This window comes from Streptomyces sp. NBC_00503, assembly GCF_036346895.1.
GTDB lineage: Bacteria > Actinomycetota > Actinomycetes > Streptomycetales > Streptomycetaceae > Streptomyces.
In genome coordinates this window covers 1,546,977-1,563,906 of record NZ_CP107855.1, presented here as the reverse complement: position 1 = coordinate 1,563,906, position 16,930 = coordinate 1,546,977, and the positions used below count along the sequence as shown (strand labels likewise).

The 16,930-nt window shown below is 72.8% G+C and carries 14 protein-coding genes, 2 tRNA genes and 1 pseudogene; 10 read left to right on the top strand and 7 right to left on the bottom strand.

Going from position 1 to position 16,930, the window contains the following annotated elements; translation table 11 throughout:
• The first annotated feature begins 61 nt into the window (after window positions 1–61).
• Both OG490_RS07295 and OG490_RS07290 read left to right on the top strand, forming a co-directional pair.
• Window positions 62–514, top strand: a complete 453-nt coding sequence (locus tag OG490_RS07295; RefSeq protein ID WP_330295464.1) for a hypothetical protein — start codon at window positions 62–64, stop codon at window positions 512–514.
• A gap of 129 nt (window positions 515–643) precedes the next feature.
• Window positions 644–820, top strand: a complete 177-nt coding sequence (locus OG490_RS07290; RefSeq protein ID WP_330295463.1) for a hypothetical protein — start codon at window positions 644–646, stop codon at window positions 818–820.
• 42 nt (window positions 821–862) lie between these two features.
• On the opposite strand, the pseudogene OG490_RS07285 reads toward OG490_RS07290, so the two are convergent.
• Together OG490_RS07285 and OG490_RS07280 are read right to left on the bottom strand one after the other, a co-directional pair.
• Window positions 863–1,417, bottom strand: a pseudogene (locus OG490_RS07285) (CGNR zinc finger domain-containing protein); the annotation flags it as partial.
• A 230-nt stretch (window positions 1,418–1,647) separates the two neighbouring features.
• On the bottom strand, window positions 1,648–2,061 hold the full coding sequence (locus OG490_RS07280; protein WP_030011909.1) for an SsgA family sporulation/cell division regulator: 414 nt from the start codon (window positions 2,059–2,061) through the stop codon (window positions 1,648–1,650).
• A 177-nt stretch (window positions 2,062–2,238) separates the two neighbouring features.
• On the opposite strand from OG490_RS07280, the gene OG490_RS07275 reads away from it, so the two are divergent.
• Window positions 2,239–2,742: a TIGR02611 family protein gene (locus tag OG490_RS07275; RefSeq protein ID WP_330295462.1), complete on the top strand. Its 504-nt coding sequence runs from the start codon at window positions 2,239–2,241 to the stop codon at window positions 2,740–2,742.
• 58 nt (window positions 2,743–2,800) lie between these two features.
• Window positions 2,801–2,872 (top strand) — tRNA-Val (locus OG490_RS07270).
• A gap of 71 nt (window positions 2,873–2,943) precedes the next feature.
• Here the strand turns inward: OG490_RS07270 and OG490_RS07265 are convergent.
• Complete coding sequence (locus tag OG490_RS07265; RefSeq protein ID WP_330295461.1) at window positions 2,944–5,316, bottom strand: SCO7613 C-terminal domain-containing membrane protein; 2,373 nt, start codon at window positions 5,314–5,316, stop codon at window positions 2,944–2,946.
• A gap of 112 nt (window positions 5,317–5,428) precedes the next feature.
• Between OG490_RS07265 and OG490_RS07260 the strand changes: the two genes are divergently transcribed.
• Window positions 5,429–5,914 (top strand): SRPBCC family protein, encoded by a 486-nt coding sequence (locus tag OG490_RS07260; RefSeq protein ID WP_330295460.1) that lies wholly within the window; start codon window positions 5,429–5,431, stop codon window positions 5,912–5,914.
• Window positions 5,915–5,952: 38 nt separating this feature from the next.
• A tRNA-Val gene (locus OG490_RS07255) sits at window positions 5,953–6,024 on the top strand.
• A gap of 95 nt (window positions 6,025–6,119) precedes the next feature.
• Here OG490_RS07255 and OG490_RS07250 read toward each other — a convergent pair.
• Window positions 6,120–6,845, bottom strand: coding sequence for a 3'-5' exonuclease (locus tag OG490_RS07250; RefSeq protein WP_330295459.1), 726 nt, complete (start codon window positions 6,843–6,845; stop codon window positions 6,120–6,122).
• A gap of 217 nt (window positions 6,846–7,062) precedes the next feature.
• Between OG490_RS07250 and OG490_RS07245 the strand changes: the two genes are divergently transcribed.
• The 3 genes from OG490_RS07245 (at window position 7,063) to thrS (ending at window position 11,128) form a co-directional block, all read left to right on the top strand.
• Complete coding sequence (locus tag OG490_RS07245) at window positions 7,063–7,653, top strand: DUF4365 domain-containing protein (RefSeq protein ID WP_330295458.1); 591 nt, start codon at window positions 7,063–7,065, stop codon at window positions 7,651–7,653.
• On the top strand, window positions 7,653–8,888 hold the full coding sequence (locus OG490_RS07240) for a hypothetical protein (protein WP_330295457.1): 1,236 nt from the start codon (window positions 7,653–7,655) through the stop codon (window positions 8,886–8,888). The genes OG490_RS07245 and OG490_RS07240 overlap by 1 nt, the downstream gene beginning before the upstream one ends.
• Before the next feature lie 260 nt (window positions 8,889–9,148).
• Entirely contained in the window at window positions 9,149–11,128 is a 1,980-nt protein-coding gene (gene thrS, locus OG490_RS07235; protein WP_330295456.1) for a threonine--tRNA ligase, read from the top strand.
• A gap of 44 nt (window positions 11,129–11,172) precedes the next feature.
• Here the strand turns inward: thrS and OG490_RS07230 are convergent, their stop codons facing one another.
• Window positions 11,173–11,838: a potassium channel family protein gene (locus OG490_RS07230; RefSeq protein ID WP_330295455.1), complete on the bottom strand. Its 666-nt coding sequence runs from the start codon at window positions 11,836–11,838 to the stop codon at window positions 11,173–11,175.
• A 67-nt stretch (window positions 11,839–11,905) separates the two neighbouring features.
• Here OG490_RS07230 and OG490_RS07225 point away from each other — a divergent pair, with 67 nt between their 5' ends.
• Complete coding sequence (locus OG490_RS07225) at window positions 11,906–12,466, top strand: HIT family protein (protein WP_330295454.1); 561 nt, start codon at window positions 11,906–11,908, stop codon at window positions 12,464–12,466.
• Window positions 12,467–12,523: 57 nt separating this feature from the next.
• On the opposite strand, the gene OG490_RS07220 is transcribed toward OG490_RS07225, so the two are convergent.
• The gene (locus OG490_RS07220) at window positions 12,524–14,194 is read right to left on the bottom strand and encodes a hypothetical protein (protein ID WP_330295453.1); all 1,671 of its coding nucleotides are present in this window, start codon (window positions 14,192–14,194) and stop codon (window positions 12,524–12,526) included.
• Window positions 14,195–14,379: 185 nt separating this feature from the next.
• Window positions 14,380–16,590 carry an elongation factor G-like protein EF-G2 gene (locus tag OG490_RS07215; RefSeq protein ID WP_330295452.1) on the bottom strand — a complete coding sequence of 737 codons (2,211 nt, stop codon included), beginning with the start codon at window positions 16,588–16,590 and terminating at the stop codon, window positions 14,380–14,382.
• Window positions 16,591–16,930 lie beyond the last annotated feature (340 nt).

Genomic DNA, 16,930 nt, shown 5'->3' with positions numbered 1-16,930 from the left:
GGGACAGAACGCCCGGCCCGCCCGGCCGGGTCCGACCGACCGCACCGCCCTGGAGGCCCGCATGCTTGCCGAGACCATTTGTTCCGCGGTGGCCGCGGCGGGCCTGGGCATCGCCGCGCTGACCGCCTACCGCAAGCGTTTCCTCGCGGCCACGCGGATCGCGGCGTACTCGTTGGTGCCCCTCGGCCTGGTGATGACCGGCGTGGTCCAGTGGGCGTCCGGGATCGTCTTCAAGCCGACGGTGTGGATCGGGTTCGGGGTGCTGGGGCTGGCCTGGCTGCTCTTCATCACCACGCGCGCCGTGGAGCGGCGCGGGCTCGGCGCGGGAGAGAAGCCGGCGAAGGAGCCGAAGGCCACGGGCAAGGGTCGAGGCGCTGGCGCACAGGCCGTGGCTCCGGCCGCCTCCGCGCCCTCCCTGGGGGGCGGCAGCCGTCCGCAGGCGCCCCCGGCCGCTTCCGCGCCGGGCGAGGACTTCTCCGACATCGAGGCCATCCTCAAGAAGCACGGCATATGACATCCCCCCGGTCCTCCGGGGGGATTCCGGCCGGGAACCACCTGATCTGACGGGATCCGGCGAACTCGGGCGCGGAGTCTGGCGTGTTGAGCGGCGGACCGGGGCGGGCTGCGCCATCATCGGCCCGACATGCTCGACACATCGCAGGGTGAGCCGGCCGTTCCCGCGCCGGCCACCGCCCCCGCCGTTGCCGAGGAGCCGCGAGGCTGCCTCTTCGCGCTCTCCCAGCCGCCCCTGATGATCTTCCTAGGCGTGATCGGTGGTCTGCTGCTGCTCGCCGCCGTGCACGATCTCTTCCTGCTGTGAACCGGTCCCCTGCTCGGGTCCCTGCTCCGGTCCCGGGTCCGAACCCAGCTCCGACTTGCGCCGGGCCCGGTACGCCGCCACGTGCAGCCGGTTCCCGCAGGTGCGGCTGTCGCAGTAGCGCCGGGAGCGGTTGCGGGACAGGTCCACGAAGGCCCGCCGGCAGTCCGGGGCCTCGCAGCGGCGCAGCCGCTCCTGCTCGCCGGAGACCACGATGAACGCCAGCGCCATGCCGCCGTCGGCGGCCAGGTGGTCGCCCACCGAGGCGCCCGGCGCGAAGTAGTGCACGTGCCAGTCGTAGCCGTCGTGGTTGGTCAGCTGCGGAGTGGTGCCGGCCGTCGCGACGAGCTCGTTGATCAGTACCGAGGCTGCGCGCGAGCTCGGTGCCGCGAAGATCTGGGCGAACTTCCCGCGCACCGTCCGCACGCCCGCGAGGTCGCGGGCGCCGAGCTCGCCGACGTCGCTGATCGCGTACTCCCGGACGAACCCGCGCAGCGCGTTCACGTCCGCCAGCACGTCGGACTGGTCCGCCTCGGCCGAGGTGTTCACCAGCGCGACGACGACGTCGAGCGCGCGACGGGTGTCGTGGGGGATCTGCAAGGGGTCTCCCTCAGGGGCCGGGCCTGCGGTGGCGGTCTGCTGCCGCCGCTGGTGGCCGACTCTAGCGGGTGCCTACAAAGCGCACCGGCGCCGTCCACGCGGGTGGCTTCCGCGTGAACAGCGCCGGCACTTCCGTATGTGGTTGTCCGCCGCACACCGTCGCCCCGAGTCGGACGGTGTCGTGCGGCTCCCGGCCGAGGCCGGGAGAGGGTTCCCTCTGTAGGCCTGGCTCAGGATTCGGCCAGGATGTGGGAGAGCTCCTTGTCGAGGTCGAAGTGCCGGTGTTCGGTCCCGGGTGGGACCGCGGCGTCCGTCCGCTTGAGGAACGATTCGAGTGCTCGGGCGGGTGCTTCGAGCAGTGCTTCTCCCTCCGGTGAGCTCAGGGCGATGCAGACGACTCCCTGACCGTGGCTACGGGACGGCCATACGCGGACGTCGCCGGTACCGGTGGGCCGGTGAAGGCCCTCGGCGAGGAGGTCGCGGGCGAATACCCATTCGACCGTCTCCTCGGCGCCGGTGTGGAAGGTGGCGTGCACGGCGTAGGGATCGGCCGTGTCATACCGCAGGCCCGCGGGAACAGGCAGTGAGGACTCGCTCGACACAACGAGGCGCAGGTGCAGCTCGCAGCTGACCGTGGTGTTCATAAGCGCCAGGGCCTTTCGCTCAGTGTGCGCTCGGGGATTCGCACGTCGGCGAAATCGACATGCCACCTACGGTGCCGTTGTAAACCCCTCTGACCGTTTTGCGGACCTCTGGGTCCCTCGAACGGCGGATCCAAACGCCCATTCACGTGTGCTTCGCGCTCCGGTAGATTCGACCCCATGAACACGGGGAGTGACCGCGAGACCAACGAGTCCGCAACCGAGTCCGCCGCCATCGAGCCTGCCGCCGGGGCCGCCGCAGCAGGGTCCGCCGCCGGGTCCGCCGCCGGGTCCGGCGCCAAGGAGGAAGCGCCGCACGTCTCCAAGGCGCCCGCCTTCATCAAGGCCCGCCGCGGGCTGCACCTGAGCTGGCAGGTCGGAGTCTTCGTCGTCGGCCTCGCCGTCATCGGCGCCGGCATCGCCATGCTCGTCCTGCCCGGCCCCGGCTGGGTCGCGATCTTCGCGGGCCTCGCGATCTGGGCCACCGAGTTCGCCTGGGCCCACCTCGTCCTGCGCTGGACCAAGCGCAAGGTCAGCGAGGCCGCGCAGAAGGCCCTCGACCCCCGGGTCCGCCGCCGCAACATCGTCCTGACCAGCGTCGGCCTCGTCATCGCGGGCGCCCTGATCGGCTTCTACCTCTGGAAGTACGGGCTCGTCCTGCCCTGGAACCTCAAGGACCAGTGAGCGCTCCGGCCCGTGGCCGGGAGCACCGCTGACATGCGGTAATGTTTGCGGTGCGTCCGGGCGATTAGCTCAGTGGGAGAGCACTTCGTTCACACCGAAGGGGTCACTGGTTCGAACCCAGTATCGCCCACCCGGACCAGAGGCCCGGAGACTTTCACAGTCTCCGGGCCTCTGGCGTTTTCCCCCGTTCGGCCCCCCGATTCACCTCAGACGGCCGATCGCCTCCCGCAGCCGCCGGGCGTCGCGCAGCCGCTTCTCGTACGTGGCCCCCACCGCCAGCAGCAGCACCCCGGCCAGCGCCGGCGGCAGCCAGCGCGGCAGCGCGTCCACGACCTGCACCACGTACGGGGTCAGCTCGTGCAGGGCCACCGCCACCAGCGTCGCCCCGCCCAGCAGCAGCGGGGCCTTGAGCCGGCGCCGCGCCCCGGCCAGGGTCACCGCCAGCGCGGCGAGGCCCAGCAGCAGCGGCCGTAACCAGTGCGGGTCCGCCCACACCGCGAGGGTGCTCGGCAGCAAGGTCGCCGCCAGGCCCGGCCCGTACGCCGTCCAGGAGGCCGCCTGCGGATCCCGGCGACGCCGTACGAAGCCCACCGCCAGCGCCGCCGCCGACACCGGCACGGTGTACGCCTCCGGCACCGTCACCCCGGAGGCCGCCAGCCGCACCCAGGTCGCCGCCAGGAACAGCGCCCCGGCCGCCCAGCCCGCCGACCGGCGCTCCGGGCGCACCGCCGCCCCCGCGCAGACCGCCCCGGCCAGCCCCAGGACCAGCGCGAGCAGCGGCGTGGCCGCCCGCTCGGCCCCGAGGGCCAGCAGCACCGCGAGGGACACCGCCCCGGCGGCCGTGAGCTCCGCCGGAGCCCTGACGGGGCCCAGCCGCGGCCCGAGCGCCACCACCACCGCGGGAACCACCAGCACCGGCGGCCCCCACCACGCCACCGGGAGCTCCAGCAGCGCGCCCAGCGCCACCGCCAGCAGGGCCGCGTACCCGACGGCGAACGCCGCCGCCGTGCGGCGGGCCCACGCGGAGCCGGGCCCGTACGCCGCACCCGCCGCCGAAGCGGCCCCCAGCAGCCCCAGCACCCCGACGGTGGCCAGACGGCCGTCCAGGGCCGCCAGGGACACGTTCAGGGCCCCCGCCCCGGCGCACGCCGCCGCCGCGATCCCGCGGCCCGCGTCGACGGCCGCCGTCCGCAGCGCGAGCGTCCCCGCCGCCAGCGTCACCGCCAGCTGCGCCACGAGGACCGCGCCCGCCGGCAGGCCGGCCGCCACCGGGGCCGTGAACAGCCCCGCCCAGGCCAGCGCCACCGCCACGGCGCCCGCCGCCGGCCTCAGGCGCTGCGGAACCACCCGCAGCAGCCACCACGCGGCCGCCGCCGTCAGCAGCAGCGCCACCACCGGGGCCGCGCCCGTGCCGTGCCCGGCCGCCGGGGTCGGGGTCGTCGGCGCCCACACCTCGTCCAGCACCCGCAGCCGCTCCACCAGCACCGTCACCACCCACGCCGCACCCCACACCGCCGTCAGCGCGGCCACCCCCGCACCGGCCCACGCGAGGCCGCGCCGGACCGGAGCCGGGAGCACGAGGACCCGTACCGCCCCCAGCAGGGGCAGCGCCACCACCAGGTACGCCACCGCCGCCCAGGAGGAGTCCAGCCCCGGAGCCAGCAGCCCGCCCGCCGCCGCCACCGCCGCGACACCGGCCGCCACCGCGAAGGCCGGGAGCCCCGCCGGACGCCAGGCCACCGCCACGCCCAGCGCGCACACCGCCGCCAGCAGCGCGGCCGCGCCCAGCGGCAGGCCACCCGACTCCGGCGCCACCGACTCGGCCAGCCCCGTCAGCAGCGCCGCCCCGCCCACGACCGAACCGGCGACCGCGGCCCAGAGCGACCAGCGCCCCGGGCGGACCAGCGCGAGCGCCGCGTCCAGCGCCGCCGTCGCCAACAGCGCCCAGCCCAGGGCGATCCCGTTGCCTCCCGCCGCCACCGCGGCCAGCGGCAACGGCAGCTGCGCCGTCAGCACCGCCGCGGGCAACGGGATCCGCAGCCCCGGCAGCGCCAGCCCGTACCCGGCCCACACCGCCGCCAGCACCGCGGCCGCCCCCGCCGCGTAGGCGGTGGAGTCGGTGTCCGGCATCCCGACCGCGTACAGCGCGTACGCGTCGAGCACCGTCAGCAGCAGCCCGACCGCGCCCACCGCCTCGGCCGTCGACCGCAGCCCGCGGCGCAGCAGCGCCGCGGGCGCGCCCAGCGCCGCCGCCGTCACCACGGCGAGCACCGCGCTGCGCCCCGCGATGCCCAGGGATCCCCAACTGACCAGCGTGAACGCCAGCGCCGCCACGGCCAGCAGCACCGCGCCCAGGATCAGCAGCACGTTCTGCGCACCCGGCGCCGAGGCCTCCGGCCCGCCCTGCACCGGCTTCGGACCGGCGGGATGGGCGGGCACTCCCCAGGCCAAGGGGGCCCGGCCGCGCAGCAGCCACTCCCGACGGCTCAGCAGGTAGTGACGCCGGGCGTCGAGTTGGAACAGCTCGCGGTCGATGAGCACCAGCTCTTCGGCCGGTGGCAGAGGGTTCTCCATGTGCGGAGTGTGGCCCCCATCACGCCCCGGGCACATGGGTGCGCGTACTCATCCCCGAGCCAATTCCGGCTGAGTAGGGATGTCGCGTCCCGCCACGGGTCAGACTGGGCCCATGGACCCGAGCCGTGGCCGCCGCGCCCGCTGGACCCACTACCGCTTCCGCAGCGTGTGGGACCTCGACGCCCCACCCGCCCGCGTCTACGCCGCCCTCGAGCGGCCCGAGGCCTACCCCCTGTGGTGGCCGCAGATCCGCGAGGTCGTCCCCTCCGGCGACGAGCGGAGCGGCACCGCCCTCATCCGCTCGACCCTCCCGTACACCCTGCGCGTGAGCGCCGCCGAAGTCCTGCGCGATCCCGCGCGCGGAATCCTGGAGGTCGCCCTGAGCGGTGACCTCGAGGGCTGGGCGCGCTGGACCGTCGCTCCGCGATCCGGCGGAACGCGGGCCCTCTACGAGCAGGAGGTCGAAGTCCACCGGCCCCTCATGCGGTGGCTCTCCGTCCCCGGGCGACCCGTGTTCCGGCTCAACCACACCCTGATGATGAGGGCCGGGCAGCGCGGACTGGCAGCACATCTGGCAGCCGGAGCGGAAGCGGTTTGAACCAGCCCCGAGCCTTCTGTATTGTTCAGTCCGTTCCCGGGCGATTAGCTCAGCGGGAGAGCACTTCGTTCACACCGAAGGGGTCACTGGTTCGATCCCAGTATCGCCCACCGGGACAGGCCGGTCCGTCTTATGACGGACCGGCCTTCCGCATGTACGGGCCCTCCGCGCGCCGTGGCACCTGCGCACGCAGCGGGCCCCTCCGCTACGCCGCCTGCGGCAGCTCCGGACGCAACGGCCAGTGCGGATCCACCGGCTCCGGCGTCCCCTGCCGGGCGAACCAGGCCTGCAGCCCCCGCGCCTGCGCCGCGTGCCAGACCTGCTGCAAGGTGTGCAGCTCCGCCGGGGACAGCCTCTCCAGCCGCCCCGCGAACCGCCGCCCCACCGCCCGTACGAGCTCCAGCGAAGCCAGCGCGTCCGCCGCCGCGTCGTGCGCGGCCTCCAGCTCTATCCCGTAGTGCGCGCACAGGTCCGTCAGCGTCCGCCGCCCCTTGCGGTAGCGGTCCAGGTGCTTGTCCAGCACCCGCGGATCCAGCACCGTCAGCGGCCGGTTGTCCAGATAGCGCGACAGCGAAGACGCCCGGTGTCGACGCAACTCCCGGTCCAGCAGCGTCAGATCGAACGGCGCGTTCATCACCACCACCGGCCGCCCCGCCACCTGCTGCTCCCCGAGCGCCCGGGCTATCTCCTCCACCACCGGCGCGGGCCAGCGCCCGTTGCGCTGGAGGTGGTCATCGGTCAGACCGTGCACTTCCGTGGCCCCCGGAGGCACCGGGACACCGGGATTGACCAGCCAGCGCGTCGAGCGGACCCGGCCGCCCGCGCACTCCTGGACGATGAGCGCGGCGGACACGATCCGGTCCCGCTCCACGTCCACCCCGGTCGTCTCCGTGTCGAATGCGGCCAGCGGGCCCTCGTACCAGCGTGTCATGGCGAACTCCTCGTCACCCGTGGACGGATGGGGCGCATCCGGGCACCGCTGCCTCGAGCCTGCCACCCTCCCGAATCGGTTGTACCCGGGCTCTTTGCCGCGTACGCCGTTTGCGCCACGCCGACTGCGGAGACAACTCCAGTGGGGGACCGCACACATGACCGGTCGTCACCCCGAACCCCTCGTAGAAGAGCCCGGAAGGCATGGGGAGCCGGCCATGGCGCTCGCGCAGCCCGAACCGGGTGGGGTGCTCGCCGGCCAGATCGAGCCGCGGACCGACCCGCGGAGCGGACCGCTGCGCGGCACACTCGCCACCACCGCCTGCATGGAGACCCTCCAGGTGGGATACCTGCACGCCGTCGTCGCCGCGGCCGGCTGCTCGCTCTCCCAGCCCTTTCCGGACAACGGCATCGACTGGCACGTCAGCCACGGCGCCCCCGAGCACGTGATCGACGACGAGGTGACCATCAAGGTCCAGCTCAAGGCGACCTACCAGATACCGGCCGGACCGGCCGGGCCCACCTTCGGCTTCACCCTCGACAACGAGCACCTGGTGAAGCTCGCCCGCAGCCCGGTCGCCGTGCACAAGATCCTCGTCGTGATGCTCGTACCGCGGGAACGCGACCAATGGCTCAGCGCCGGACACGACCGGCTCGACCTGCGGCACTGCTGCTACTGGACCAATCTCGCCGGACACCCCGTGACCGGCCGGCGCCGGACCACCGTACGGATCCCGACCACGCGGATCTTCGACGACCGGGCGCTCTGCGAGATCATGACCCGGGTCGGGTCGGGAGGGACACCCTGATGAACTGGCAGTCACCGCACCTGGAGCCGTTCCCGCTCCCGTCCCCGCAGTACGGCGCCGCCGCACCCGATCCCGCGCAGGTCGATCCGCTCGTGCTCGGCGCCCTGCTGCACCGGCACGGCTGGCTGCGCCGCGGCGGCACGGCCGGACGCTACGGGCGCTGGACCCCGCCTGCCCCCCACGGGACGGACAGCAGCCGGAGCACCAGCCTCCTGATCCCCGAGAGCCGCGCCTTCCCCGACTGCGCCGACCTCCTCGAAGAGGCCCTCACCGCCCTCTCGCGCAGCGCCCTGCCCTCGGCGCGCGAAGTGCTCTACGGGCTCAGCGTGCCGAGCGACGAGATCCGCTGGGAGCGCGAGATCCCGCAAGGGGCGTACGGGCTCCGGGGCGAGGCCGACTGGACCGTCCAGGAACAGTTGCGCTCGGCCGCCCGCCAGCTGCTCCTCGCCGGGGCCCTGGCCGACCGGGCCCGGGCCGGGTACTACGGGGCCCGGCACCGGGGGCAGGCGGAGCGGGCGCTGGACGGGGTCCTGGTCGGACCGGCCCCCGGCGGGCGGCGGCTCACCGCGTACGTCCCCGTGGACGGGGGCCGCGGCACCATGACCCGGCTCCACCACGCCCTGCACGCGGCCCGCGAAGCCGTGGACTACCAGCGGGCCACCGGAGGCATGGAGGCCTTCGACGCGGCGGTCGAAGCCGGGGTCAGCCGGGAACTGGCCGAAGCGCTCATCGCACTGGTCCGCGGCTCCGAAGGGGCCAGGGTCTCCCTCGCCTGGGCCCCGGCCGCGGGCGTCCCGGCGGGCTGCGCGGCCAGGCCGGAGCCGGTGGAGTTCTCGCCCGGGGACCTCCCGGTGCTCCGGGACGCGGCCGCGCGCTACACCCGCGACGAGCCGGCCGTCCCCGTCCGGGTGGCGGGCGCGGTGGTCCGGATGCGGCGCTCGGCGCCGGGTGGTGGCGGCACGGTCCGGCTGCGGGTCCTCGCCGGGGCGGAGATCCCGTACATCCGGGTGGTGCTCGACGAGGAGTCGTACCGGGTCGCGGGGCACGCGCACCTGGTCGGGCTGCCGATCCGCGTGAGCGGTCGTCTGCAGCGGCGGGGCGGGTTCCGCCGCCTGACTGACGCGACCGACGTCCGGCCGGTGCCGCTGGACGAGGTCGAGCGGGACAGGTTGATGAAGTCCCTGGACGGGGACGGAACCCTCGACCCGGGGGACGTTCTCCCGTCGGACGACTGACAGGTCCCTGCGGGGCGTGTCCCCTACCCGCCCTTCCACCGTTCCCCGGGCGCTGCCCGGACCCGGTCCTCAAACGCCGGACGGGCTGGAAATGCCGCTGCGCGGCATCGTCCAGCCCCGCCGGCGATTGAGGCGCGGGGTCCGGGGCGGAGCCCCGGGAACGGCGGCCCGGAACAACCGTTTAGCGGCGCAGCCCATCGGCTCGGTACGATTCAGGCGCGCGGTATTCCCTCGCGCACCCCCCTGAGTCAGGAGAGACCGTGTCAGACGTCCGTGTGATCATCCAACGCGATTCCGAGCGGGACGAGCGCGTGGTGGCCACGGGCACTACGGCGGCGGAGCTCTTCGCCGGCGAGCGCACCATCGTCGCCGCGCGCATCGCCGATGAACTGAAGGACCTCTCCTACGAGGTGCGGGACGGTGAGAGCGTCGAGCCGGTGGAGATCTCCTCCGAGGACGGCCTGAACATCCTGCGCCACTCGACCGCGCACGTCATGGCGCAGGCCGTGCAGGAGCTCTTCCCCGAGGCCAAGCTGGGCATCGGCCCGCCGGTCCGGGACGGCTTCTACTACGACTTCGACGTCGCGAAGCCCTTCACCCCCGATGACCTCAAGGCCATCGAGAAGAAGATGCAGGAGATCCAGAAGCGCGGCCAGAAGTTCGCCCGCCGCGTGGTCACCGACGAGGCGGCCCGCGAGGAGCTCGCCAACGAGCCGTACAAGCTGGAGCTCATCGGCCTCAAGGGCTCCGCGGCGACCTCGGACGACGGTGCGGACGTCGAGGTGGGCGGCGGCGAGCTGAGCATCTACGACAACATCGACGCGAAGAGCGGCGACGTCTGCTGGTCCGACCTGTGCCGCGGCCCGCACCTGCCGACCACCCGCAACATCCCGGCGTTCAAGCTCATGCGCAACGCCGCCGCCTACTGGCGCGGCAGCGAGAAGAACCCGATGCTCCAGCGCATCTACGGCACCGCGTGGCCGTCGAAGGAGGAGCTGAAGGCCCACCTCGACTTCCTCGTGGAGGCCGAGAAGCGCGACCACCGCAAGCTCGGCACCGAGCTCGACCTGTTCTCCGTACAGGACGAGATCGGCTCCGGCCTGGCCGTCTTCCACCCGCGGGGTGGCGTCATCCGCCGCACCATGGAGGACTACTCGCGCAAGCGCCACGAAGAAGAGGGCTACGAGTTCGTCTACACCCCGCACGCCACCAAGGGCACCCTCTTCGAGAAGAGCGGTCACCTGGACTGGTACGCGGAGGGCATGTACCCCCCCATGCAGCTCGACGGTGGTACCGACTACTACCTCAAGCCCATGAACTGCCCGATGCACAACCTGATCTTCGACGCGCGCGGCCGCTCCTACCGCGAGCTGCCGCTCCGGTTGTTCGAGTTCGGCACCGTCTACCGGTACGAGAAGTCGGGCGTGGTGCACGGCCTGACCCGCTCGCGCGGTTTCACCCAGGACGACGCGCACATCTACTGCACCAAGGAGCAGATGGCGGAGGAGCTCGACCGCACGCTGACCTTCGTGCTGAACCTGCTCCGCGACTACGGTCTGACCGACTTCTACCTGGAGCTGTCGACCAAGGACCCGGAGAAGTTCGTCGGCTCCGACGAGATCTGGGAGGAGGCCACCGCCACCCTCCAGCAGGTCGCCGAGAAGCAGGGCCTCCCGCTGGTCCCGGACCCGGGCGGCGCCGCGTTCTACGGCCCGAAGATCTCGGTCCAGTGCCGCGACGCGATCGGCCGTACCTGGCAGATGTCGACCGTGCAGCTCGACTTCAACCTGCCGGAGCGCTTCAACCTGGAGTACACCGGCCCCGACGGCACCAAGCAGCGGCCGGTCATGATCCACCGCGCGCTGTTCGGTTCCATCGAGCGGTTCTTCGCCGTGCTGCTGGAGCACTACGCGGGCGTCATGCCGCCGTGGCTCGCCCCGGTCCAGGCGGTCGGCATCCCGATCGGCGACTCGCACATCGAGTACCTGCAGGAGTTCGCCGCCGAGGCGAAGAAGAAGGGCCTGCGGGTCGAGGTGGACGCCTCGTCCGACCGGATGCAGAAGAAGATCCGCAACCAGCAGAAGCTCAAGGTCCCGTTCATGATCATCGTCGGTGACGAGGACATGGCCGCGGGCACCGTCTCCTTCCGCTACCGCGACGGTTCGCAGGAGAACGGCGTCCCGCGCGACCAGGCGCTGGCCAAGCTCGTCGACGTCGTGGAGCGCCGCGTACAGGTGTGACGGGATCCCCGCCGGGCGCGGGGACACGGGAGCCCCCGGGGAACTCAGTTCCCCGGGGGCTCCGCCTCGTCCTGGCGCCGGAACACCTGGAGCATCCAGGACGAGAAGGAGCCCGTCACCGCGCCCAGCAGGGCCAGGCCGCCCGCCATCAGACAGGCGGCGATGATCCGGCCCGCCGGGGTCACCGGGGCCATGTCCCCGTAGCCCACCGTGGTCAGGGTTTCGCAGACCCACCACACCGCGTCCCCGAAGGTGCGGATCGTGGCGTCCGGGGCGCGGCGCTCGAAGTGGTAGACCCCGAGCGCGCCCGAGAATCCGAGCAGCCCGGCCGACAGGCCGGCGTACGACATCACGCGCCCGTACAGCCCCCGGCGCGGGTGGTCGCTCTTGGCCTGGATCGCGTCGTGGACCCTGACCATGCGCAGCGGCCGCAGCAGCGGCAGCGCCACGATCAGGGTGTCCAGCCAGTGCAGGCGCACGAAGTGCAGGGGCCGCATGCCGCTCAGGACCAGCCGGGCCAGGTAGTCCACGAGGAAGCAGAGCCAGGTCAGCGCGACGAGGGCGAGGCCGATGTCCCGCCACAGGGGGTGGACCCGGAAGGCGAGCACGGAGACGGCGAAGCCGGTGAGGAAGATCAGGGAGGCGTAGAACAGCGGCAGTTCGGTGCGGCGTTCCCAGATCTGGTCGCGGGTCCCGGGTGCATCGTGCATGGGCTCAGCATCGCGGCCCCACCACTGGTCTTCGCCCCGGCGACACGCCGCGCGGGGGCAAGGTCATATGCTGCATCCCATGACGATTGAGCCGGAGCAGCAGATCGGTGTGGGCACGCAGGACGCGTTCCAGCGTCTGTGGACGCCCCACCGGATGGCCTACATCCAGGGGGAGAACAAGCCGACCGGGCCGGAGGCCGGGGACGGCTGTCCCTTCTGCGGGATTCCGGAGATGTCCGACCAGGACGGCCTGGTCGTGGCGCGCGGCAAGCACGTCTACGCCGTGCTGAACCTCTACCCGTACAACGGCGGCCACCTGATGGTCGTGCCGTACCGGCACGTCGCCGATTACACGGACCTGGACGCCGCCGAGACTCTCGAGCTCGCGGACCTCACGAAGCGGGCGATGGTCGCGCTGCGCAAGGCTTCCGGGGCGCACGGGTTCAACATCGGGATGAACCAGGGGCAGGCCGCCGGAGCCGGGATCGCCGCGCACCTGCACCAGCACATCGTGCCCCGCTGGGGCGGGGACACGAACTTCATGCCGGTCGTGGGCCACACCAAGGTGCTGCCCCAACTCCTCGCGGACACCCGCCAGATGCTCGCGGACGCCTGGCCGAACGACTAGAACGACCAGAATGGCCAGGCCGGACGCGGCCCCCGGCGCCGGCCGGGGAGCCGCGCCCTACGCGTCGTAGACGTCCGCCTTGCGCGGGGCCGCGTCCTGGATCAGGCCGCTGACGATCGACGAGCGGTTGGTGAAGCGCTCGGTGTCCACGCCGTTCTCGTCCAGGACCCGCATCGCGGCGGCGTGCACCGCCCGCAGGACGGGGGTCGCGGCGCGCATCGCGTCGTCCGCCATGAAGCGGTGGCGCCACGGCTGGCCGGCCCAGACGTGGCGGACGCCGAAGGGCTCGGGCAGGACCAGCTTGCCGCCCAGGAAGTCCAGGAGCGGCGGGTACCAGGTGAACGGGGCGCGCACGGCGAGGCGTACGACCTCGTTCGCGTCCACCAGGGGCAGCGCGCGCTCCTCGGTCTCCCAGAACCTTATGGACTTGGGGACCTCGATCACCGGGGCCTTCGACTTGGTGGTGAACAGGCCGTGCACCGGGCCCAGCGCGTGGCCGGTGACCTCCACGCGCAGGGTCTTGTAGAGCACGGTGACCGTGACCAGCATGGTGATGACGAGCTGGCCGTCCCAGAGCGGGTACTGGATGCCGAGGTAGTGCCGGTTGCCGGCGCTGAACTGCTGCTCGTTGCAGATCCGGGTGATCTCGTGCGGTTTGATCAGGAAGGTGTCCACGTCCGCGCCGGTGGGGCGGGCGACCTCCTTGGCGCCCTCGCCGACCGGGGTGACGATCCAGTGCATGATCGAGGCGGGCGGCAGGCCACCGGTGTGCAGGGGGCCACGCTCCAGCTTGCGCAGCTGGGTGTCGATCGCGCGTATGACGTCCCAGCTGCGGAACGGGTGGATCTCGGCGCCCTCGGTCTTGGGGGCCAGCTCCTCGGCCATCTGCCAGCTGCCCCAGCGGGTGCCCATGCCGAGTATGCCCTTGGGGCCGGCGTAGAAGACGGAGTTGCTGCGGTCCTCGGCGGTGAGCTTGGCGAGGGAGTGGCGCAGGTCCTCGCGGGCCTTCTCGTCGGGGTTGCCGGGGACGGCTTCGGGGATCTTGGCGGCGACCCCGCCGCCGCCGGCCAGCAGGCCGTCCCAGCGGGAGCGCATGTCCTCGGCGGTGGCCTCGCAGAGCCGGCGGGCGAAGAACCAGCCGAGGGCGGGGGCGATGACCATGGCGCGGACGTAGAGCCCGAGGACCCCGGTCACCGGGAGCCGGAACATCAGGACGGCGACGACGATTGCCACGCCGACCAGGAGCGCGGTGCCCATCCAGGAGGCGCGCTTGGCCTCGGAGGCGGCCAGGGCCCGGCGGCCCCAGAAGAGGCCGAGCCACAGGAGCAGGCCGGGGAGGAACACGACTCCGCAGACGAGCATGATCCAGCGGAGCTTGCGGTCGCGCTCCTTGCGGATGCGGGAGGCGGCCAGGCAGTGCTCGACGACGGTCTGCGGGTCGGCGCCGAAGGACTGGATGAGCGGTTTGCGGGTGGCCGGGATGGTGCGCGCCTCGACGGCGCGGCAGAAGGCCTCGCCGAGGTTGGGTTCGAGGAGGGAGATCTTGCCGGGTTTGACGACCGACTCGTGGTACTCGTTGTTGGCGTCGAGGATGCTCGGCAGTTTGGTGTCCTGCGCGCCGTCCCGGTAGGCCGCGGAGGAGAGGGCGTTGGTCGCCGCGGTCTGCCCGCTGCCGCCCTGGAGCGGGATCTGTGCCCCGGGCCTGAAGTCGAATCCGTCGTCCGCCACCGTTGCCCCCATCGCTGTGCGTCGTGCTCGTGTGCGGGTCCGCCCGCCTGCCCGCTCGATTGCGTGCTGTATCGGTCTACCCGCTCCACCCCGCCGAAGAGCCTATCGGCGGATTCCTCCCCATGGTGATGGGACAGGCAAATGCCGCCCACCGCAAGCGGGTTGGGTGGGCGGCTCAGGTGGCGCTATGTCAATTGGCTTCCCTTCTCTGTCTGTTCGCGTAGCTTGTCCGCCAGCTGTGGCGGCATCGGCTCGTGGCGCGCGTACGTTCGGCTGAAGCGTCCGGTGCCGTGCGATACGGAGCGCAGTTCGACGGCGTAGCGGCCGATCTCGATCTCGGGGATCTCCGCGAGGACGCGGCTGCGGCCCGGGGCGGCCTGGTCGGTGCCGACGACCCGGCCGCGGCGGCCCGCGAGGTCGCTCATGACGGGTCCGACGTACTCGTCCGGGACGAGTACGGAGACCTCGGCCACCGGTTCGAGGAGGCGGATGGCGGCCCCGGCGGCCGCTTCGCGCAGGGCGAGGGCGCCGGCGGTCTGGAAGGCGGCGTCGGAGGAGTCCACCGAGTGGGCCTTGCCGTCGAGGAGGGTGATGCGTACGTCGACCAGCGGATAGCCGGCCGCGACCCCCCGGGCGGCCTGCGCGCGGACGCCCTTCTCGACTGAGGGGATGAACTGGCGGGGGACGGCTCCGCCGACGACCTTGTCGACGAACTCGACGCCGCTGCCGGGCGGCAGCGGATCGACCTGGATCTCGCAGATGGCGAACTGGCCGTGGCCGCCGGACTGTTTGACGTGCCGGCCGCGCCCGGCGGCCTGGGCGCCGAAGGTCTCGCGGAGGCTGACCCGGTGGGGGACGGGGTCGACCTGGACCCCGTACCGGGTGCGCAGGCGTTCGAGGGCGAGGTCCTGGTGGGCTTCGCCGAGGGACCACAGGACGAGCTGGTGGGTGTGCGGGTTCTGTTCGAGCCGCATGGTGGGGTCTTCGGCGACGAGGCGGGCCAGGCCCTGCGAGAGCTTGTCCTCGTCGGCCTTGCTGTGGGCCTCGATGGCGAGGGGGAGCAGCGGGTCGGGCATCGACCAGGTCTCCATGAGCAGGGGCTGGTCCTTGGCGGAGAGGGTGTCCCCGGTCTCGGCGCGGGTGAGTTTGGCCACGCAGGCCAGGTCGCCGGCGATGCACTGGGTGAGGGTGCGCTGCTGTTTGCCGAAGGGGGAGGTGAGGGTGCCTATGCGTTCGTCGGCCTCGTGGAGGCCCTGGTCCTGCCGGGAGGTGTGGCCGCTGACGTGGACGGTTTCGTCGGGGCGCAGGGTGCCGGAGAAGACCCGGACGAGGGAGACGCGGCCGACGTAGGGGTCGGAGGAGGTTTTGACGACCTCGGCGAGCAGGGGGCCGGAGGGGTCGCAGGTGACGGCGGGGCGGTCGGCGCCGCCGGGGGTGGTGACGGTGACGGGGGCGCGTTCCAGGGGGGTGGGGAAGCCGCCGGTGATCAGTTCGAGGAGTTCCACGGTGCCCAGGCCCTTGCGGGCGCCCTCGGCGGCGGGGGCGGCCATCAGGACGGGGTGGAAGGTGCCGCGGGCGACCGCGCGCTCCAGGTCGTCCACGAGGGTCTTGAGGTCGATGTCCTCGCCCGCCAGGTAGCGGTCCATGAGGGTCTCGTCCTCGCTCTCGGCGATGATCCCCTCGATCAGGCGGGCGCGGGCGTCGGTGATGAGGGCGAGTTCGGCGGGGTCCGGATCGCGTTCGACGCGGTCCCCGGAGGAGTAGTCGTAGACCCGTTGCGAGAGCAGGCCGAGCAGTCCGGCGACCGGGGCGTGGCCGTCGTGGCCGGCGGGGCCGTGGAGGGGCAGGTAGAGGGGGCGGACGGCGTCGGGGTCGTCGGCGCCGAAGGCGTCCCCGCAGACGCTGGTCATCTGGTCGTAGTCGGCGCGGGCCGCTTCGAGGTGGGTGACGACGATGGCGCGGGGCATCCCGACGGCGGCGCATTCGTCCCAGACCATGCGGGTCGGGCCGCAGAGCCCGTCGCCGTCCTCGGCGGCCGAGACGACGAAGAGGGCGGCGTCGGCGGCGCGCAGGCCGGCCCGGAGCTCTCCGACGAAGTCGGCGTATCCGGGGGTGTCGAGAATGTTGATCTTGATTCCGGCCCACTCGACGGGGACCAGGGAGAGCTGTACGGAGCGCTGGCGCCGGTGCTCGATCTCGTCGTAGTCGGAGACGGTGGCCCCGTCCTCGACGCGGCCGGCGCGGTTCACGGCCCCCGCGGTCAGGGCCAGGGCTTCGACCAGGGTGGTCTTGCCGGATCCGCTGTGGCCGACCAGCACGACGTTCCGTACGGAGGCGGGGCGGTCGGCCGTCGGTGCCCTGCCGGCGGCTCCGGCTTGGTGCGATGTGGCTCCCATGATGCTCGTGCCTCCCGATTGGAGAGGAAATGGGCTCCTTCGAGCTTTGCACTGCCGTCACACCGCGTCCATACGTCGTACCGGAGCCGCTCACCCCGGTGTGCGGGAGGCGGGCGCCGGGGAGGGCCGCGGGGCGGGCCGCGGGCAGGTACGGAGCCGCGCCGGAGCCGTACCGGAGCCGCATGGGAGCCGTACCGGAGCCGCACTGGAGCCGTGCCGGAGGCGGCTCTCCGCGGCGGGCCGCAGGCGCCTTCCGGGGCGGGCCGCAGGGGTGCCGATGGCGGAAGAACGGCTTCCGCGGCGCGAACCGGTGGGTGCGCGGCGCCGAGGAGCCGGGGTG